16 protein-coding genes are annotated in these 15,751 nt (G+C 36.9%); 5 read left to right on the plus strand and 11 right to left on the minus strand.

Annotated features, from left to right (window positions below):
- Window positions 1–25 precede the first annotated feature (25 nt).
- The 7 genes from hemL to hemA form a co-directional block, all read right to left on the minus strand.
- The gene (gene hemL / locus K9M53_RS13580; RefSeq protein WP_224015811.1) at window positions 26–1,315 is read right to left on the minus strand and encodes a glutamate-1-semialdehyde 2,1-aminomutase; all 1,290 of its coding nucleotides are present in this window, start codon (window positions 1,313–1,315) and stop codon (window positions 26–28) included.
- Window positions 1,316–1,386: 71 nt separating this feature from the next.
- Window positions 1,387–2,364: a porphobilinogen synthase gene (gene hemB, locus K9M53_RS13585; RefSeq protein WP_224015813.1), complete on the minus strand. Its 978-nt coding sequence runs from the start codon at window positions 2,362–2,364 to the stop codon at window positions 1,387–1,389.
- A 14-nt stretch (window positions 2,365–2,378) separates the two neighbouring features.
- Window positions 2,379–3,398, minus strand: coding sequence for an oxygen-dependent coproporphyrinogen oxidase (hemF, locus tag K9M53_RS13590; RefSeq protein ID WP_224015815.1), 1,020 nt, complete (start codon window positions 3,396–3,398; stop codon window positions 2,379–2,381).
- Between the two features lie 47 nt (window positions 3,399–3,445).
- Entirely contained in the window at window positions 3,446–4,495 is a 1,050-nt protein-coding gene (gene hemE, locus K9M53_RS13595; protein ID WP_224015818.1) for a uroporphyrinogen decarboxylase, read from the minus strand.
- Window positions 4,496–4,574: 79 nt separating this feature from the next.
- Complete coding sequence (locus K9M53_RS13600; RefSeq protein WP_224015820.1) at window positions 4,575–5,291, minus strand: uroporphyrinogen-III synthase; 717 nt, start codon at window positions 5,289–5,291, stop codon at window positions 4,575–4,577.
- Entirely contained in the window at window positions 5,278–6,204 is a 927-nt protein-coding gene (gene hemC / locus K9M53_RS13605; protein ID WP_224015822.1) for a hydroxymethylbilane synthase, read from the minus strand. The genes K9M53_RS13600 and hemC overlap by 14 nt, the downstream gene beginning before the upstream one ends.
- Window positions 6,205–6,206: 2 nt before the next feature.
- Window positions 6,207–7,448 (minus strand): glutamyl-tRNA reductase, encoded by a 1,242-nt coding sequence (gene hemA / locus K9M53_RS13610; RefSeq protein WP_224015825.1) that lies wholly within the window; start codon window positions 7,446–7,448, stop codon window positions 6,207–6,209.
- Window positions 7,449–7,623: 175 nt separating this feature from the next.
- On the opposite strand from hemA, the gene hemH reads away from it, so the two are divergent.
- Entirely contained in the window at window positions 7,624–8,679 is a 1,056-nt protein-coding gene (gene hemH, locus K9M53_RS13615; protein WP_224015827.1) for a ferrochelatase, read from the plus strand.
- A gap of 8 nt (window positions 8,680–8,687) precedes the next feature.
- Entirely contained in the window at window positions 8,688–9,215 is a 528-nt protein-coding gene (locus K9M53_RS13620; RefSeq protein ID WP_224015829.1) for a CopD family protein, read from the plus strand.
- Between the two features lie 13 nt (window positions 9,216–9,228).
- Here K9M53_RS13620 and K9M53_RS13625 read toward each other — a convergent pair whose 3' ends face one another.
- The 3 genes from K9M53_RS13625 to K9M53_RS13635 form a co-directional block, all read right to left on the minus strand.
- A complete protein-coding gene (locus tag K9M53_RS13625) occupies window positions 9,229–9,705 on the minus strand; it encodes an SRPBCC family protein (protein ID WP_224015832.1) in 477 nt (158 codons plus the stop codon).
- A gap of 18 nt (window positions 9,706–9,723) precedes the next feature.
- The gene (ffh, locus tag K9M53_RS13630; RefSeq protein WP_224015834.1) at window positions 9,724–11,043 is read right to left on the minus strand and encodes a signal recognition particle protein; all 1,320 of its coding nucleotides are present in this window, start codon (window positions 11,041–11,043) and stop codon (window positions 9,724–9,726) included.
- 231 nt (window positions 11,044–11,274) lie between these two features.
- Window positions 11,275–12,144, minus strand: a complete 870-nt coding sequence (locus K9M53_RS13635; protein WP_224015837.1) for a sigma-70 family RNA polymerase sigma factor — start codon at window positions 12,142–12,144, stop codon at window positions 11,275–11,277.
- 285 nt (window positions 12,145–12,429) lie between these two features.
- Between K9M53_RS13635 and K9M53_RS13640 the strand changes: the two genes are divergently transcribed.
- Complete coding sequence (locus tag K9M53_RS13640) at window positions 12,430–12,810, plus strand: START-like domain-containing protein (protein ID WP_224015839.1); 381 nt, start codon at window positions 12,430–12,432, stop codon at window positions 12,808–12,810.
- Here K9M53_RS13640 and K9M53_RS13645 read toward each other — a convergent pair.
- Entirely contained in the window at window positions 12,807–13,421 is a 615-nt protein-coding gene (locus K9M53_RS13645) for a hypothetical protein (protein WP_224015842.1), read from the minus strand. The two genes, K9M53_RS13640 and K9M53_RS13645, sit on opposite strands and share 4 nt — an antisense overlap.
- 43 nt (window positions 13,422–13,464) lie before the next feature.
- On the opposite strand from K9M53_RS13645, the gene K9M53_RS13650 reads away from it, so the two are divergent.
- Window positions 13,465–14,913 (plus strand): LptF/LptG family permease, encoded by a 1,449-nt coding sequence (locus K9M53_RS13650; RefSeq protein ID WP_224015845.1) that lies wholly within the window; start codon window positions 13,465–13,467, stop codon window positions 14,911–14,913.
- An 80-nt stretch (window positions 14,914–14,993) separates the two neighbouring features.
- Entirely contained in the window at window positions 14,994–15,743 is a 750-nt protein-coding gene (locus K9M53_RS13655) for a superoxide dismutase (protein WP_224015847.1), read from the plus strand.
- Window positions 15,744–15,751 lie beyond the last annotated feature (8 nt).

The following is a 15,751-nucleotide window of genomic DNA, read 5'->3' on the forward strand; positions in this document are numbered from 1 at the left end:
AAATTCCAAAAATTTGAATAGCGATTTATGTTAACTCTTTCAGGCTATCAGCAACGGCTGAAATTGTATGATCCAGGTCAGTTTTTGTGAGTGCATTGTTCAAAAACCAACTTTCAAAAGCAGAAGGTGGCAAATAAACGCCCCGATTGAGCATTGCATGAAAGAATTTTTTAAAGCGTTCGTTATTGGCTGCTGCAGCTGAAGCAAAATCAGTAACAGGTTGTTCACTAAAGTGAATACTGATCATAGAGCCAAGATGATTGATTACATACGGTTCGCCCCATGCTTTCAGAACTTTGTCAAGACCATTTTTCAGATACTCCGTTTTATCATCGAGCTCTTTCAGTAATTGTGGTTGTTTTTTCAATATTTTTAATAAAGTATAACCGGCGATCATAGCGATGGGATTACCACTTAATGTTCCTGCCTGGTAAACATTGCCCAGAGGCGACACCACTTCCATGATATGTTTCTTACCTCCGAAAGCACCAACAGGCATTCCGGCGCCGATCACTTTTCCGTAAGTAACCAGGTCGGCATCGATGTTTAGTTTTTCCTGTGCGCCCCCTAATGCTAAGCGAAAACCATTCATTACTTCATCAAAAATGAAAATGATCTTTTCTTCATCACAGATCTTGCGAATGCCTTCTAAAAATCCGGGCTTTGGTAAAATACAACCCATATTGCCTGCAACGGGCTCTATAATAATAGCAGCAATCTCGTTTTTATTTTGTTCAACAAGCTTTTGCACTGCATCTAAATCGTTGTAAGCACAAGTCAATGTATCATTACTAACGCCGGCGGTTACCCCGGGAACAGTTTGTATATTAAATGTTGCCACACCGCTTCCTGCTTTTACTAAAAATGAATCAGCGTGACCATGATAACAACCTTCAAATTTTATGATCTTGTTTCTTCTTGTATAACCTCTCGCCACACGAATGGCGCTCATGCAAGCTTCGGTACCGCTGCTTACCATGCGGATCAGATCCACATTCGGCACCATGCTTTTTATTAGCTCTGCCATTTTTATTTCCAATTCTGTCGGCGCTCCGTATGAAGTTGAATATTCAGCATATTCCTGGATCGCTTTTACGACAGGTTCGTAAGCATGACCTAGGATCATTGGTCCCCATGAAGCGATGTAGTCGATGTATTTGTTATCGTCTGCATCGTATAAATATGCTCCTTTTGCTTTTTTGATGAAGAGTGGCGTTCCGCCTACGCTTTTGAATGCACGCACAGGAGAGTTTACACCGCCAGGGATAGAGTTTTGAGCTCTTGCGAATAATTGTTCGCTATTAGTAATATTCATTTTTAGTGTTTTGGGGCAAGCAGTTGTTCTTTGTTGAGCATCGTTGTGTCACTCACTTATACAGACTTTCTTTATTGAGCTATTAATTTCACAGCATCCTTCGCAAAATAAGTTGCTATCAAATCTGCGCCGGCTCTTTTAATAGAAGTTAAGCTTTCAATAACTGCTTTGTTTTCATCCAACCAGCCCATTTTTGCAGCGGCTTTTATCATGGCGTATTCACCACTTACATGATACGCACTAACGGGAACCTGCACACTGTTTTTTACTTCACGAATAATATCAAGATAAGCCATTGCAGGTTTTACCATTACTATATCAGCGCCTTCTTCTATATCCATCAAAGTTTCTTTAATGGCTTCTATTCGATTGGCATAATTCATTTGGTATGTTTTCTTATCGCCAAAACCGGGAGCACTATCTAATGCATCTCTAAATGGTCCGTAAAAACAGGAGGCATATTTAGCGCTGTAGCTCATAATACCAACCTTAGTAAAATTATTTTCTTCCAATCCTTTTCTTATAGCGCCGATCCTTCCATCCATCATATCACTTGGTGCTACAAAATCCGCACCTGCCTCTGCATGACTGATACTCATCTTTACCAATGCTTCTACTGTTTCGTCATTTATAATTTCGTCATCTTTTACAATACCATCATGTCCATAAGAAGAAAAAGGATCCAATGCAACATCTGTCATGATTACCATTTCAGGAACTGCATCTTTGATAGCTTTAATGCTGCGTTGCATCAACCCGTTTTTATTCCATGCTTCTTTACCCGTATTATCTTTTAATTCGTCTTTGCATTTAATAAAAAGCAAAACAGATTTTAAGCCCATGCTCCACAATTCTTTTACTTCACTAACTGTTATGTCTAAGCTATTTCTATAATAGCCGGGCATAGAAGCAATTTCTGTTTTTATATTACTGCCTTCATCAATAAATAAAGGCACAATAAAATCATCCGGTGTTAATTTAGTTTCCGCAACTAAATTTCTTATTGCCGGTGATTGACGTAATATTCTATTTCTTCTTTGTAAGTACATTTCTATTTTTTTACTTAACAGGTTGTATTTACTCTTCTAGCCCATTCGTTGGCATCCATATCTTCCACTTCATTTAACCAGTCTTTAGGCTGCAAACACACTTGTAATAATTTATCTTCTTCACTTCCTTTCTCAGGCTGATAGTTATATTCAAAACGCACGGTCGGCGGAAGACTCATTAAAATACTTTCCGTACGTCCGCTTGTTTTTAAGCCGAATATTGTTCCTCTATCATGCAACAAATTAAACTCAACATATCTGCCTCTTCTTATTTCCTGCCAACGTTTTTCTCTATCGCCGTATGTAAAATCTTTGCGTTTATTCAATATAGGTAGATAACCTGCTAAAAAGGCATTCCCGTTAGCCTGTTGAAATTGAAATAATTTTTCTGCATCTGTATCATCCGTCGGAGTTAGATGATCATAGAACACGCCACCAATTCCTCTTGCTTCATTATTGCGATGCGAATTGACAAAATATTCATCGCATTGCTTTTTATATTTTGGATAAAACGATTTATCGAATTTATCCATTGTATTTTTTATGGTTTGATGAAAATGTTTTGCATCTTCTTCAAATAAATAATAAGGAGTTAGATCTGTTCCACCGCCAAACCAACGGGCAACAACATCACCTACTTCATTATATAATTCAAAATAACGCCAGTTGGCGTGAACTGTTGGCACATAAGGATTTTGCGGATGCAATACCAACGACAAGCCACAAGCAAACCAACTTCCACCCTCTTTTAATTCGTCCTGCATTTTTAATACCTTACGCATCGCATCTGTTAGCCCTCCAAATACAACGGATGTATTTACACCGCCCTTCTCAAATATGTTACCATTGGCAATTACTCTTGTTCTGCCACCACCACCTGTACCATCTGGCTTGCGTTGCCATTCTTCCTCCACAAAGTTCGCTTTGTCATCCGCCGCTTCCAAAGCAGTGCAAATAGCATTTTGCAGGTTATGAATATATTCTATCCACCTATTACGAAATTCTTTTGTTTGTATTTTGTTTGTCTGAACCATGATTTGTATGATTTACCTGATTCAACTGATTTTTAAAATTGTTACGATTATCCTACTACTTCACTCTTAAGTTTATAACTTTCTTCCTTAACCGTATCAACAAAAGCTTTGGCATGATCAACCGGAACATTTGGCAAAATACCATGACCTAAATTGGCAACATGAGATTGTCCACCGAAATTCTTAAGCATTGCTTTCACTTCTTTCTTAATAACAGGTATTGGCGATAACAACTTTGCCGGATCAAAATTTCCCTGAAGCACCACATTATCTCCTGCAAATTTTCTTGCCATTTGCGGCGTAATTGTCCAATCAATCCCTAAGCCATGAGCGCCTGTTGAAGCCATTTCTTTTAAACTATACCACGATCCTTTCGCAAACACGATCACCAATGTCTCCTCTTTCAATGCATTTACAATTTGGTTGATGTATGGCAGAGAAATGGTTTCGAAATCTTCTTTACTTAGTAAACCGCCCCAGCTATCAAAAATTTGCACAGTATCAACTCCTGCCTTTACTTGTCCTTTCAAATAAGCAATTGTAGTATCAGTAATCATTTGCAATAGTTGATGTGCTAATTCAGGTTTCTGATAACAAAATGCTTTCGCTTCATCAAACGTTTTGCTGCCTTTGCCTTGCACCATGTAACAAAGCAATGTCCACGGAGCGCCGGCAAAACCAATTAAAGGAACTCTATCATTTAATTCCTGCTTTATTAATTTGATCGCATCAAATACATAACCTAATTTGTCCTCCACTTCGGGTATGCGTAACCGTTGAAAATCATTTTGCGTTTTGATCGGTTCCGGTAAAAAAGGTCCTTTGCTTTCTATCAATTGCACTTCCATGCCCATTGCCTGTGGCACTACCAAAATATCAGAAAATAAAATGGCTGCATCTACTCCAACTATATCAACCGGCTGAATAGTTATTTCTGCTGCTAATGCAGGCGTCTGGCATCTTTCAAAGAAACCATATTTTTCACGCAAAGCCATGTATTCAGGCAAATAACGTCCTGCCTGGCGCATCATCCAAACGGGTGTGCGTTCTGTTTGCTCTCCTCTCAATGTTCTTAATAATAGATCGTTTTGTAGCATTAAAAAAGTTTAATAATGATATGCTGTACAAGTGAGTGACACAACAATGATGAATAAAGAACAATTGCCTGTTCCAAAATCAATCCCCATGTTTCACTTGCTCATAATAATTTATTACCTGGTCTATCAATTGCTCTTGTCTTGGCCATTCGCTGGCATTTGTTTCATTGGATGCATAAGTTTCGATAGTTGCTCCTGTTGTTTTACCAATCGCAAATAAAACCGTTTCAACAGGAATGGTATTAACAGAGAAAAAACTATGTACCGCACTCGGACTGAAAAACAAAATACCATCATATTCTTTCTCTATCAAAACAGGCGTCTCTACCGTATTATAAACAATTAACTCTTTAAAGTTTACACCGCCTGCTTTTAAAATATTAGGCAACCGATCCAGGCGATGATTGCTGCAAAAGAAAATAATCGGCATGGTAATATTTGCTCCAATTATTTTTTCTGCCAAATTTGCTGCATTACGTGCAGTACGCTTAACACTTGCCTCGCCAAAAAAATTTATTACTGTATCTTTTGTTATTCCGCCAATGCAATAAATATCCCAGTCAGGTTTTATGGTAAGCGTTGATGTTAGTGCTTCTACTGCATTAACGCTGGTAAAGACTACTGTTATTTTTTGTTCTGCCAAAGCCTCAATATGCTCTAACAACTCAGCATCTTTTATTTTTTCTGTTTTGATAAAGGGTATAGTGGTAATGCGTATATTATTCTCAAATGCTTTAATGAGCAGCGTTTCGGGTAATTGACGAGTGCTTAAAATATTTATTCTATTTGCCGGCATTTTGTATTTCTTTTATTAATTCGCTACCACCTTTTTGTAAAATTTCATCGGCAGCAATATTGCCTATATCACCTGCTTCATCTACTGCAATTGTTTTTCCTATTTCAACTTTTTGAGATCCATTCAATGAACAAATGTTTCCTTTAAAATACACTGTATCATTTTCAATTGTTGCTAAAGCGCTTATTGGGGTTGAACATCCGCCCAATAATTTTCTTAAAAAGTCTCTTTCAATTTTTGCACATAATGCAGTTGATCCATCATTAAAATTTGCGCAAGCTGTTTTTGAAAATTCATCTTCTTCTTTACAAACCACCATTATGGCACCTTGTGCCGGCGCCGGCAACATCCAATCCAACTCAATACTATTTTCCGGGCGAAGTCCTATGCGTTCTAATCCTGCTGCAGCAAAGATGGCTCCGTGCCAATTGCTTTCATTCAATTTCTTCAACCGGGTATTTACATTGCCCCGCAGGTTTTCTATTGTTGAGTTTGGATAACGATGTAGCCATTGCGCTTTACGACGAATACTTGATGTTGCAATCGTGAAATGTGAATCATGAATTGTGAAATTGACGTTTGCCGATTTACGACTCACGAAAATATCTTTGTAATTCGCTCGCTCCAACACAGCCGCTTGTACCACTCCTTTTGCTAATTGCGTTGGCACATCTTTCATTGAGTGAACTGCAATATCTATTTGGTCACTTAATAAAGCTGCATCCAATGCTTTGGTGAAAACTCCCTGCACACCTATTTCATATAACGGTGTTACCAGGTCAATATCACCATCACTTTTTATATAAACCAGTTCACTTGTATACTTGTGTTGTGAAAGTAAGCGTTGTACTTCTTTTGCCTGCCAAACAGCCAACTGGCTTTCTCTTGTGCCGATGCGAATAATTTTTTCCATGCTTAGGAATTGCTGCCGGAAGTGATGTAATCATTGATAGCTTCGATGTACTGACAACCTTTAGTGTTATTAGTGCGCAGCTTCACCGCCATATTATTTATTACTTTCTGAATGGTTTCTGTATTGTTGGCAACCGGAGTTAATAAAGGGGGATATTCATCATGGAAGAAATCACATTGATTAATTTCCATTAATTTTTTCTTCACCGCTTTTAGCACCGGCACATGCCTGCGCATGTTATGCCAATCAATAAAATCATTTATGTGTTCTTCAATGATCTGTTTTGCGTGAGGTACTTCTGCTTCACGTTTTTGAAGTGTTTCATCTTTTTGCTTTGCCAATTCGTCTACATTAATTAAAGTAACGTTTGGCAGCTCCACAACTACGGGATCAATATTATTAGGAATAGAAAGATCTATCAATATTTTAGGCGATGCTAAAGAAATATTTTCTTTAAGTATGATAGGCGCACTTGCATTGGTTGAAACCAAAACAATGTCAGCTTTTTCTAATTCTGTATATAAATCACTGTAAGGCGCTTGATGAATATTTAATTCCTGCGCTAATTCAACAGCCGTTTCATCGGTACGATTTATAACAGTTATTTGCGAAGCACCAAAATGCGATACTAAATATTTGCAGGTATTACGACCAATTTTTCCGGCACCGATCAACAAAATATTTTTATTGCGTATATCCGTAACCGTATTGCGCAAAAATTGTACAGCTGCAAATGAAACTGAAACTGTTCCGCCACTCAGTTCTGTATTTGTTTTAATTGATTTAGACGATTGCAGTACGCTATTGATCAACCGTTCAGAAAATGTTCCGATAAAATTTCTTTCTTTAGCAAACTTGGCAGCTTGCTTTAACTGCCCTACAATTTCATAATCTCCCAATATCTGTGAATCTAATCCTGCAGCAACGGAGAACAAATGTTCAACTGCGTCACTGCCTTTTTTAACGTATGCTAATTCATTGAATGTATCTGTATTGCCTGTTGTTTCGTTGCAAAGTATTTCGATCAAATCGTTTGCTTCGTTGGCAACGCCATAAATTTCGGTGCGGTTACATGTAGATAAAACAAAGAGTTCGGTTAAACCTTTATCGGTAGCTTTTGAAAGTAAAGCATTGTATTGGTCTGTGTTGATCGCAAATTGTCCTCTAATGGAGACGTCGGTTTTTTTATAGTTGATACCTGCTATAAAAAAATGGTCAACGTCGGTTATCGCAGTTCCTGTCATTGAAAAATTTTCTTTTCTCGTCGTGCTGCAAAGTTAGTTTCGCAAGCGCTGCAAGCGAATTATTTACGTCATTGGATTGTCATTTCTGAGTAAAAAAATAATGTGCATAATTTCATTTTTTATATGATAATTTTTCAGCACGCTTTTATCATAGCTTTGCAAACATTTTAAGTGTATGAAAAGAGGAATTATTTTAATGAATCTTGGCTCGCCTGATTCGCCGGAAGTAAGCGATGTAAAGCGCTACCTGCGTGAGTTCTTAATGGATGGAAGAGTAATTGATGTTCCTTTTTTAATACGTAATTTTTTAGTGAAAGGAATTATTATTCCTGCCCGTGTAAAAAATTCTGCTGAAGCTTATAAAAGCATTTGGACAAAAGATGGTTCTCCGTTGGTTCATCTTACTAAACAATTACAAGAGCAGGTTCAGAACGAATTTGAAGAGCTTGTTGAAATTGCGATGCGCTATGGCAATCCAACACCAAATGACGCATATAAAAAATTACTACAAAAAGTTCCCGGCTTAGATGAAGTAATTCTATTGCCTTTGTATCCTCATTACGCTATGAGCAGCTATGAAACGGCAGTAGAATACATGAAAGAAGTTCACAAAAAAAATAAGTATTCTTTTAAGCTTACTACAATACAGCCTTATTACAATAACGAAGAGTATATAAATGCATTGGCGGAAAGCATTCGTCCTTATATAGATAAACAATATGACCATTTATTGTTCAGCTATCATGGCATTCCCGAACGACATATTCATAAAAGCGATGTTACCCAATCTCATTGCTTATCATCTGATGCCTGTTGTGAAATAGATTCGCCGGCGCATGAATTTTGTTATCGCCATCAAGTACGACAAACAACGAAGCTGGTAACAGAAAAATTAAATTTACCTGCTAATAAATACAGCATTTCTTTTCAATCAAGATTAAATCAAAAATGGCTGAAGCCATTTACGGATGTACGTTTTCAGGAAATGCCCAAAGAAGGAGTAAAAAAACTATTGGTCGTTTGTCCTGCCTTTGTAAGTGATTGTTTGGAAACATTGGAAGAAATAGCAGAACGTGGTAAAAAAGAGTTTTTACATGCAGGTGGTGAAAGCTATGAAATGATCCCTTGCTTAAATGTTCATCCGCTTTGGGTAAAAGCAATTGTTAAGTTGATCGAAAGTCAAGAGCTGGAAGTTGGAAGCCAGGCTTCGGAATTATCAAGCACCAATTAATAAACAGCATGGAATACATACTCGCTCTACATATCATTTTCATTGTAACGTGGTTCAGCGGTATGTTCTATATTGTTCGTTTGTTTATTTACAATACTGAAGCGGGAGAAAAAGAAGAAACAGAAAAACAAATCCTTCGCAAACAGTTTACTATAATGATGAAACGCTTGTGGTACATCATTACATTACCATCTGCTATTCTTACATTAATATTTGGTCCATTGGTTTGGTATACCTACTATAATTTTTCTTTACCACAATGGCTGGCAATAAAACTGGTATTTGTTTTTTTGTTGTATGTATATTTTATTACACTACATATAATTTTTAAGCAGCAGGTAAAAGGAGTTTTTAAATTCACTTCTCAACAACTTCGCATATGGAATGAGATCTCCACTATCTTTTTAATTGCTATTGTTATGTTGGCTGTAGTAAAGCAAGGCATCAGTGTTGTATGGGGATTAATTGGATTGGTATTATTTATTGTTGTGTTGATGAGTGCGGTTAAGATTTATAAATTACTAAGAAAAAATTGATCGCTGTATTTTATTAATCTATCAAAAGCTTTCGCCATTCATTTCCTTCTGCTATTGATTTTAATTCCTCATTTCTAATCAAAAGAAACCTGGTCATATAATTTTTCAAGAATATTATTTCCGCTAATTTTCCTAAAATGCCTAACGGAGCTTTAAACTCGAAAGTATCTGTCATTTTAGTTTTCCCATCAAGTTTTTCAAATTGATGCACATGATTCATAGATGAAAATGCACCTTTGATCATTTTATCTGCAAATAAATTTGGCCTGTCAAATTGCGTGATCTCTACCGTTAAGTTTTGATAGATACCTAAGTGTTTTGCTCTCCAGGTTACTGTTTCACCTAAATTAATTAACCCGGAAGTTCTTCCTGAAATGGCTTCTTCATTTGTTCCTTTTGTAGAAAGTTTGTGTAGGTCTATGCTTCTTGCTAAATCAAAAACTCTTTCAATGGGAGCATTTATAAATGTTTCAAGATGAATTTTTGCCATTTGAAAATTAGTAGCTTTTTATCTTCCAAATCCAGGCATTCTTCCCATTGGCATTTTGTTCATCATTTTCATCATGCTCTTCATTTGTTCAAATTGCTTTAGGAATTGATTTACTTCATTCATATCTCTTCCACTGCCTTTTGATATACGTGTCTTGCGGCTTGGACTTATCAGGTCTGGATTACGACGTTCTTCTAATGTCATAGAGTTTATGATCGCTTCAATTCCTTTAAACGCATCGTCTTTAATATCTACATCTTTCAATTGCTTGCCTACGCCTGGAATCATTCCCATCAAGTCTTTCAGGTTTCCCATCTTTTTTATCTGCTGCAATTGCGTTTTAAAATCTTCAAAGTCGAATTGATTTTTACGGATCTTTTTTTCTAATTTTTTTGCTTCTGCTTCATCAAATTGTTCCTGCGCTTTTTCTACTAAACTCACAATATCTCCCATACCTAAGATACGTTGCGCCATACGTTCGGGATAGAACACATCCAATGTTTCCATCTTTTCGCCACTGCTTACAAACTTGATCGGTTTCTTAACCGTGTATTTAATAGAAAGTGCCGCACCACCTCTTGTATCACCATCCAGCTTCGTTAATACAACGCCGGTAAAATCCAACTGTTCATTAAATGCAGCAGCAGTATTTACTGCATCCTGCCCTGTCATACTATCTACTACAAATAATATTTCCTGTGGATTGATAGCAGCTTTAACGTTCGCAACCTCAGTCATCATCACTTCATCCACTGCTAAACGACCGGCAGTATCTATAATAACCACGTTCTTATTTTTTGTCTTTGCTTCTTTTATAGCATTTAATGCAATGCTTACTGGGTCTTTATTTTCACGTTCGCTATAAACATCTACATTTATTTGTCCGCCCAATACTTCCAATTGATCGATCGCCGCAGGACGATAAATATCTGCAGCAACCAACAATGGCGATTTACCTTTTTTTGTTTTTAAATAATTCGCCAGCTTACCGCTGAACGTTGTTTTACCACTACCTTGTAACCCTGCAATTAAAATAACAGCAGGATTACCTGTAATTGTAAAGCTGCTTTCTTCGCCGCCCATTAGTTCGGTTAGCTGATCCTGCACGATCTTCGTCATCAATTGCCCGGGACTAACCGCTGTTAATACTTTTTCGCCTAATGCTTTTTCTTTTACAGTATCGGTAAACTCTTTGGCTATTTTATAGTTCACGTCCGCATCAACCAATGCACGACGAATATCTTTTACTGTATTGGCAATATTGAGTTCATTAATGCGGGCCTGACCTTTTATATTTTTAAAGGCTCTGTCTAATTTTTCACTTAAACTTTCGAACATGATATTTAGTTTGTGAATAATGAATTGTGAATAGTGAAATGTCGTCGGGTTTAAAATAAATCAACCTTATTTCACCATTGACTATTCATCATTAACTTGATGAATATTGATATGCCGTACAAGTGAGTGACACAACGATGTTGCTATCTGCACATCTGCCCGGACAATAATTAAAATAAAAAAGTGAACCGAAGTTCACTCTACTATTAAGTTTGCAAATGTATGAAAATCTTATGTTCCCAAATAAGTGCGCAATAACTTGCAGCGGGAAGTTGTACGCAGCTTGGTAATAGCCTTGTCTTTTATCTGGCGTACTCTTTCTCTTGTAAGATTAAAACGCTCTCCGATATCTTCCAGACTCAGCGGATGATCTACACCAATACCGAAGAAGAAACGAATTACTTCTTTCTGGCGATCGGTTAATGTGCTTAATGAACGTTCTATTTCTGTTTTTAAAGAAGCTTTGAAATTAATATCCATGTCGGTGCTGTCAGCATTGGGATTTGCCAGCACATCAATTAATGTACTCTCTTCACCATCACTTAATGGCTGATCCATACTTACGTGACGGGCAGATGCGCCTAATGTTGCGGCTACTTCTTCTGTTTCCAGGTCTAACAGTGTTGCTAATTCTTCAGCAGTCGGTTCACGTTCAAACTCCTGTTCTAATTGTGAAAACGCCTTGCTGATGCGGTTTGTAAGCCCTACTTTATTTAAAGGTAAACGTACAATTCTTGATTGTTCTGCCAACGCTTGTAAAATACTTTGACGTATCCACCAAACAGCGTAAGAAATAAATTTGAACCCTTTGGTTTCATCAAAGCGTTGTGCAGCTTTTATTAAGCCTAGATTTCCTTCGTTGATTAAGTCGGGAAGTGTTAATCCCTGGTTTTGATACTGCTTGGCAACAGATACTACAAAACGTAGATTGGCTTTGGTAAGACGGTCTAACGCGGACTGATCGCCTTGCTTGATACGAATAGCCAGTTTCACTTCCTCCTCGGGAGTAATCAATTCAACCTTGCCGATCTCTTGTAAATATTTTTCAAGACTCTGGCTCTCACGATTAGTGATCGACTTCGTGATTTTGAGCTGACGCATACTCATGGGTTGGTTGGTTTTGGTTTATTGTTAAGATGATTATTTTAAAAAATATTCAGCAAATCGTTAGGCTTTTTAAAGCTCATCTCTACATTAACGTAATTTATATCATTTTAATATGTGACCAAAATTTTATTTTAACAAAAGTCAAATTTTTGGGGTAGGTATTTGGATGTTTAAGAAAAAACACATTGCCATTTAACAAAAAATACTTGCTAAAAATATTTTGTTAGCAAGTATATTTTCCTATTATTGCAGCATTCAAAGATTATTTAATTAAGTGGAATGAGTAAAAAAGCGCTTTACACCCTGGAATACCCGGTTAGATGTTCGCCTGGAATATTGTATGATTTCTTAAGTACACCTGCCGGATTGCAAGAATGGTTTGCTGATAAAGTAAATGAAAGAGATGGTATTTTTAGTTTTTCGTGGAATGGCTCTGATGAACAAGCAGAATTATTGGAAAGTGAAGAAGACAATTTTGTACGTTTTCATTGGTTGCATGCACCTAAAGATGAATACTTCGAGTTCAGTATAGAAAAGTCGGAAGTTACCAATCAAACGATCCTTAAGATCAAGGATTTTGCAGATAAAAAAGATATTAAAGACTCCAGTCAACTTTGGGAATACCAGGTGAAAGACCTTTTCCATCGCCTAGGAAATTAATTCTTCAGCAAGTTTATTAATTGCAAAAATGACTGCTTTATAAAAGCAGCTGTATCATTCCATTGTTCTACCGGAATTTTTGCAGCAATTTTTAGAAAAGAGTAACTGTTAAGCATAACCGAAAACTGCTCGGCAGTAAACTCTTTTATGGGCCTGTAATTATCTTCCTCAAAATGATGCTCCCACGGGTCATTAGCAATGCATATCCAAAAATCATGTTGTTGTAACGATGAAAAGCTTTGTTGAATAGTGCTTAAGGTTTTTTCTTTTATCTCTCCCGACAACTGTAAGTGAATGCTGAAAAAATTGCCCCACCAAAACATGGTGCGAATTGCCAAGGTTTTTTCTTTCTCAAAACAGCGGGGATAATCCAATATTACATAAGGCAGTAGCTTATAATTTTCTCCCTTGGATATTTTAGGACTCATTGCATATGCTTCTTCAGGAATTTTATCCTTTTCGTTGTTGATCCGGCTTTGCATCCATTCTGCCTCTTTTCCGAACAATGCATATACTTTATCAATTATAGCATGCTTAGTTAAAATCCAGTTGGTATTGCTTACTAATTCAAGTTCCTTATCAGAAAGAGTTATTTTTGTTTCCTGTTCCATTTATTAAAGATACCACGATAGTGGAATTTGGAATATAAGCATCGTGATAAAAAAATTAGATAAACTTATTCTTAAAGCCTTCATCGGACCATTCCTCGCAACATTCTTTATTGCGTTTGTTGTGTTAGTAATGCAAAACCTTTGGAAGTATATTGATGACCTGGTTGGAAAAGGGCTTGACTTCATTACCATTGGAAAATTTTTGTGGTATGCCGGCGCTACGCTGCTCACTTTATCCATGCCGATCGCTATTCTCATTTCTTCTATAATGACGTTTGGTAATTTGGGCGAAAGCTTTGAATTGGTTGCTATTAAATCATCGGGCATTTCGTTGTTACGCTTTATGCGACCCATCATTTGGGTGTCTGTTCTTCTCTGCTTTATCACTTTTTTATTTGCCAACTATGCTATTCCTTATGCTAACCTGAAATTCAAAACACTCTATTACGATATTAAATACAAACGACCGGCACTGGATCTGCAGGAAGGAACTTTTTTTACTGCCATTCCTAACTATGCTATTAAAGTAGGCAAAAAAGAAAAAGACGGTAAAACCATCCATGATGTAGTAATCTTTGAACAACAAAATTCTTTACGTGATAACAGTATTATTGCCAAGCAAGGTGTAATGAAGATCTCTGATGACCAGCGTTTCCTTGAATTTATTTTACAAAATGGCACCCGTTACCAGGAACGTGGTAATTTGTATGATACAAGTACGGAATTCATTATCACTCAATTTAAGGAATACAAAAAATTATTCGATCTCTCATCACTTGCATTAGCTAAAACATCCGACAGTATTTTTAAGAATGATTCAAAAATGCGCAGCGTTCGGCAATTGGGATATATAATTGATTCGGTAAAAAAAATAAATGACAGTTTAAGTGCAAGAGGAGCCAGAGAGGTTGACCGAAACTTTCATTACTTAAAAAATCCGGCAGATCCTATTTGGAAAAAATATCCTGCTATTGCTTCATCTACTAAGAACATCAAACTTTTTCCCGATTCCCTGGAAGAAAAAGTTTACTACAATGCAAGCTATCGAGCCAACAGCATAAAAAGTTCTTTGCAGTACTATGCCTCCGAAGGAAAGTCCAATGATAATGAACTGCGGTCTGACCATGTGGAATGGCATAGAAAATTTTCTCTATCCTTTGCCTGCCTGGTGTTGTTTTTTATCGGTGCTCCGTTAGGCTCCATCATTCGCAAAGGAGGCTTTGGTATGCCGTTGGTGTTTGCCATTATCTTTTTTTTAGTGTTCCACTTGTTAAATATGTTTGGCGAAAAATTTGCACGGGAAGGCATATTACCCGTATATGCAGGCATGTGGTTGCCGGTGCTGGTGTTAAGTCCTGTCGGAATTTTTCTTACGTATAAAGCCATGCACGACTCCCAATTATTTAATAAAGAATTCTACAATCGTTTACTAAAGAGGCTGAAAGCATTTTTAACATCCCGCAATAAAAATACAGCGCCGGAAAGCCGGTAAGAGGTTTGGTATTTTATTTATTATTCTTAAGGTCTTCCCGGCAAATTTTCTGCGTACATTTATGTTCTAAACACATTTGTATGAAACCTTCATCTCGCAGAAAATTTTTAAGCGATAGTACCAAGATCGGGTTGGGTTCTTTACTTATTTCTCCAACGATCGTATCAGCTTTAAACAATACTTCTTTTTCTAAAAAAGATATTTATTTTTTGCCAACAACAGGATTTAAACAAGAGCCTTTATCATATGCCTACAATGCATTAGAGCCTTATATTGATGCGCTTACAATGGATATTCACTATAACAAGCATGCATCGGCATATTGTAAAAATTTAAATGATGCAACCATTGCAGAAAAGGTGGATGTCACTAAACCGGTAGAAGATCTGTTAGCTACTATTTCAAAATATTCTGCAAAAATGTTGAACAATGCCGGCGGTCATTACAATCATGAATTGTTCTGGAAATTATTATCTCCTAAAGGCGAAACAAAACCAACCGGAACATTATTAGCTGCTATTGAAAAAGACTTTTCTTCCTTCGATAGTTTTAAAACAAAGTTTGCAGATGCAGCAAAAGCAAGATTTGGGAGCGGTTGGGCATGGCTGATCATCAACAGCGACAAGACGCTTGTCATTACTTCAACTCCTAATCAAAACAATACTTTAATGGATAATGCCGAAGTAAAAGGTTTTCCTTTATTAGGTCTGGATGTTTGGGAACATGCCTATTACCTGCATTATCAAAATAAACGTGCAGATTACATTGACAGCTTTTGGAAGATCCTTAACTGGGATTATGTACAGCAACGATTTGATTCAATTAAATAATTATAACA

This window comes from Ferruginibacter albus (assembly GCF_020042285.1).
Classification (GTDB): domain Bacteria; phylum Bacteroidota; class Bacteroidia; order Chitinophagales; family Chitinophagaceae; genus Ferruginibacter; species Ferruginibacter albus.

Bases quoted from the DNA above. Each gene is read 5' to 3' on its own strand.
- hemF (WP_224015815.1), bottom strand. From the start codon at position 3,398: ATGGTTCAGACAAACAAAATACAAACAAAAGAATTTCGTAATAGGTGG.
- K9M53_RS13640 (WP_224015839.1), top strand. From the start codon at position 12,430: ATGAGTAAAAAAGCGCTTTACACCCTGGAATACCCGGTTAGATGTTCG.
- K9M53_RS13620 (WP_224015829.1), top strand. From the start codon at position 8,688: ATGGAATACATACTCGCTCTACATATCATTTTCATTGTAACGTGGTTC.
- ffh (WP_224015834.1), bottom strand. From the start codon at position 11,043: ATGTTCGAAAGTTTAAGTGAAAAATTAGACAGAGCCTTTAAAAATATA.
- K9M53_RS13655 (WP_224015847.1), top strand. From the start codon at position 14,994: ATGAAACCTTCATCTCGCAGAAAATTTTTAAGCGATAGTACCAAGATC.
- hemE (WP_224015818.1), bottom strand. From the start codon at position 4,495: ATGCTACAAAACGATCTATTATTAAGAACATTGAGAGGAGAGCAAACA.
- K9M53_RS13625 (WP_224015832.1), bottom strand. From the start codon at position 9,705: ATGGCAAAAATTCATCTTGAAACATTTATAAATGCTCCCATTGAAAGA.
- K9M53_RS13645 (WP_224015842.1), bottom strand. From the start codon at position 13,421: ATGGAACAGGAAACAAAAATAACTCTTTCTGATAAGGAACTTGAATTA.
- hemH (WP_224015827.1), top strand. From the start codon at position 7,624: ATGAAAAGAGGAATTATTTTAATGAATCTTGGCTCGCCTGATTCGCCG.
- K9M53_RS13635 (WP_224015837.1), bottom strand. From the start codon at position 12,144: ATGCGTCAGCTCAAAATCACGAAGTCGATCACTAATCGTGAGAGCCAG.
- hemL (WP_224015811.1), bottom strand. From the start codon at position 1,315: ATGAATATTACTAATAGCGAACAATTATTCGCAAGAGCTCAAAACTCT.
- hemC (WP_224015822.1), bottom strand. From the start codon at position 6,204: ATGGAAAAAATTATTCGCATCGGCACAAGAGAAAGCCAGTTGGCTGTT.
- hemA (WP_224015825.1), bottom strand. From the start codon at position 7,448: ATGACAGGAACTGCGATAACCGACGTTGACCATTTTTTTATAGCAGGT.
- K9M53_RS13600 (WP_224015820.1), bottom strand. From the start codon at position 5,291: ATGCCGGCAAATAGAATAAATATTTTAAGCACTCGTCAATTACCCGAA.
- hemB (WP_224015813.1), bottom strand. From the start codon at position 2,364: ATGTACTTACAAAGAAGAAATAGAATATTACGTCAATCACCGGCAATA.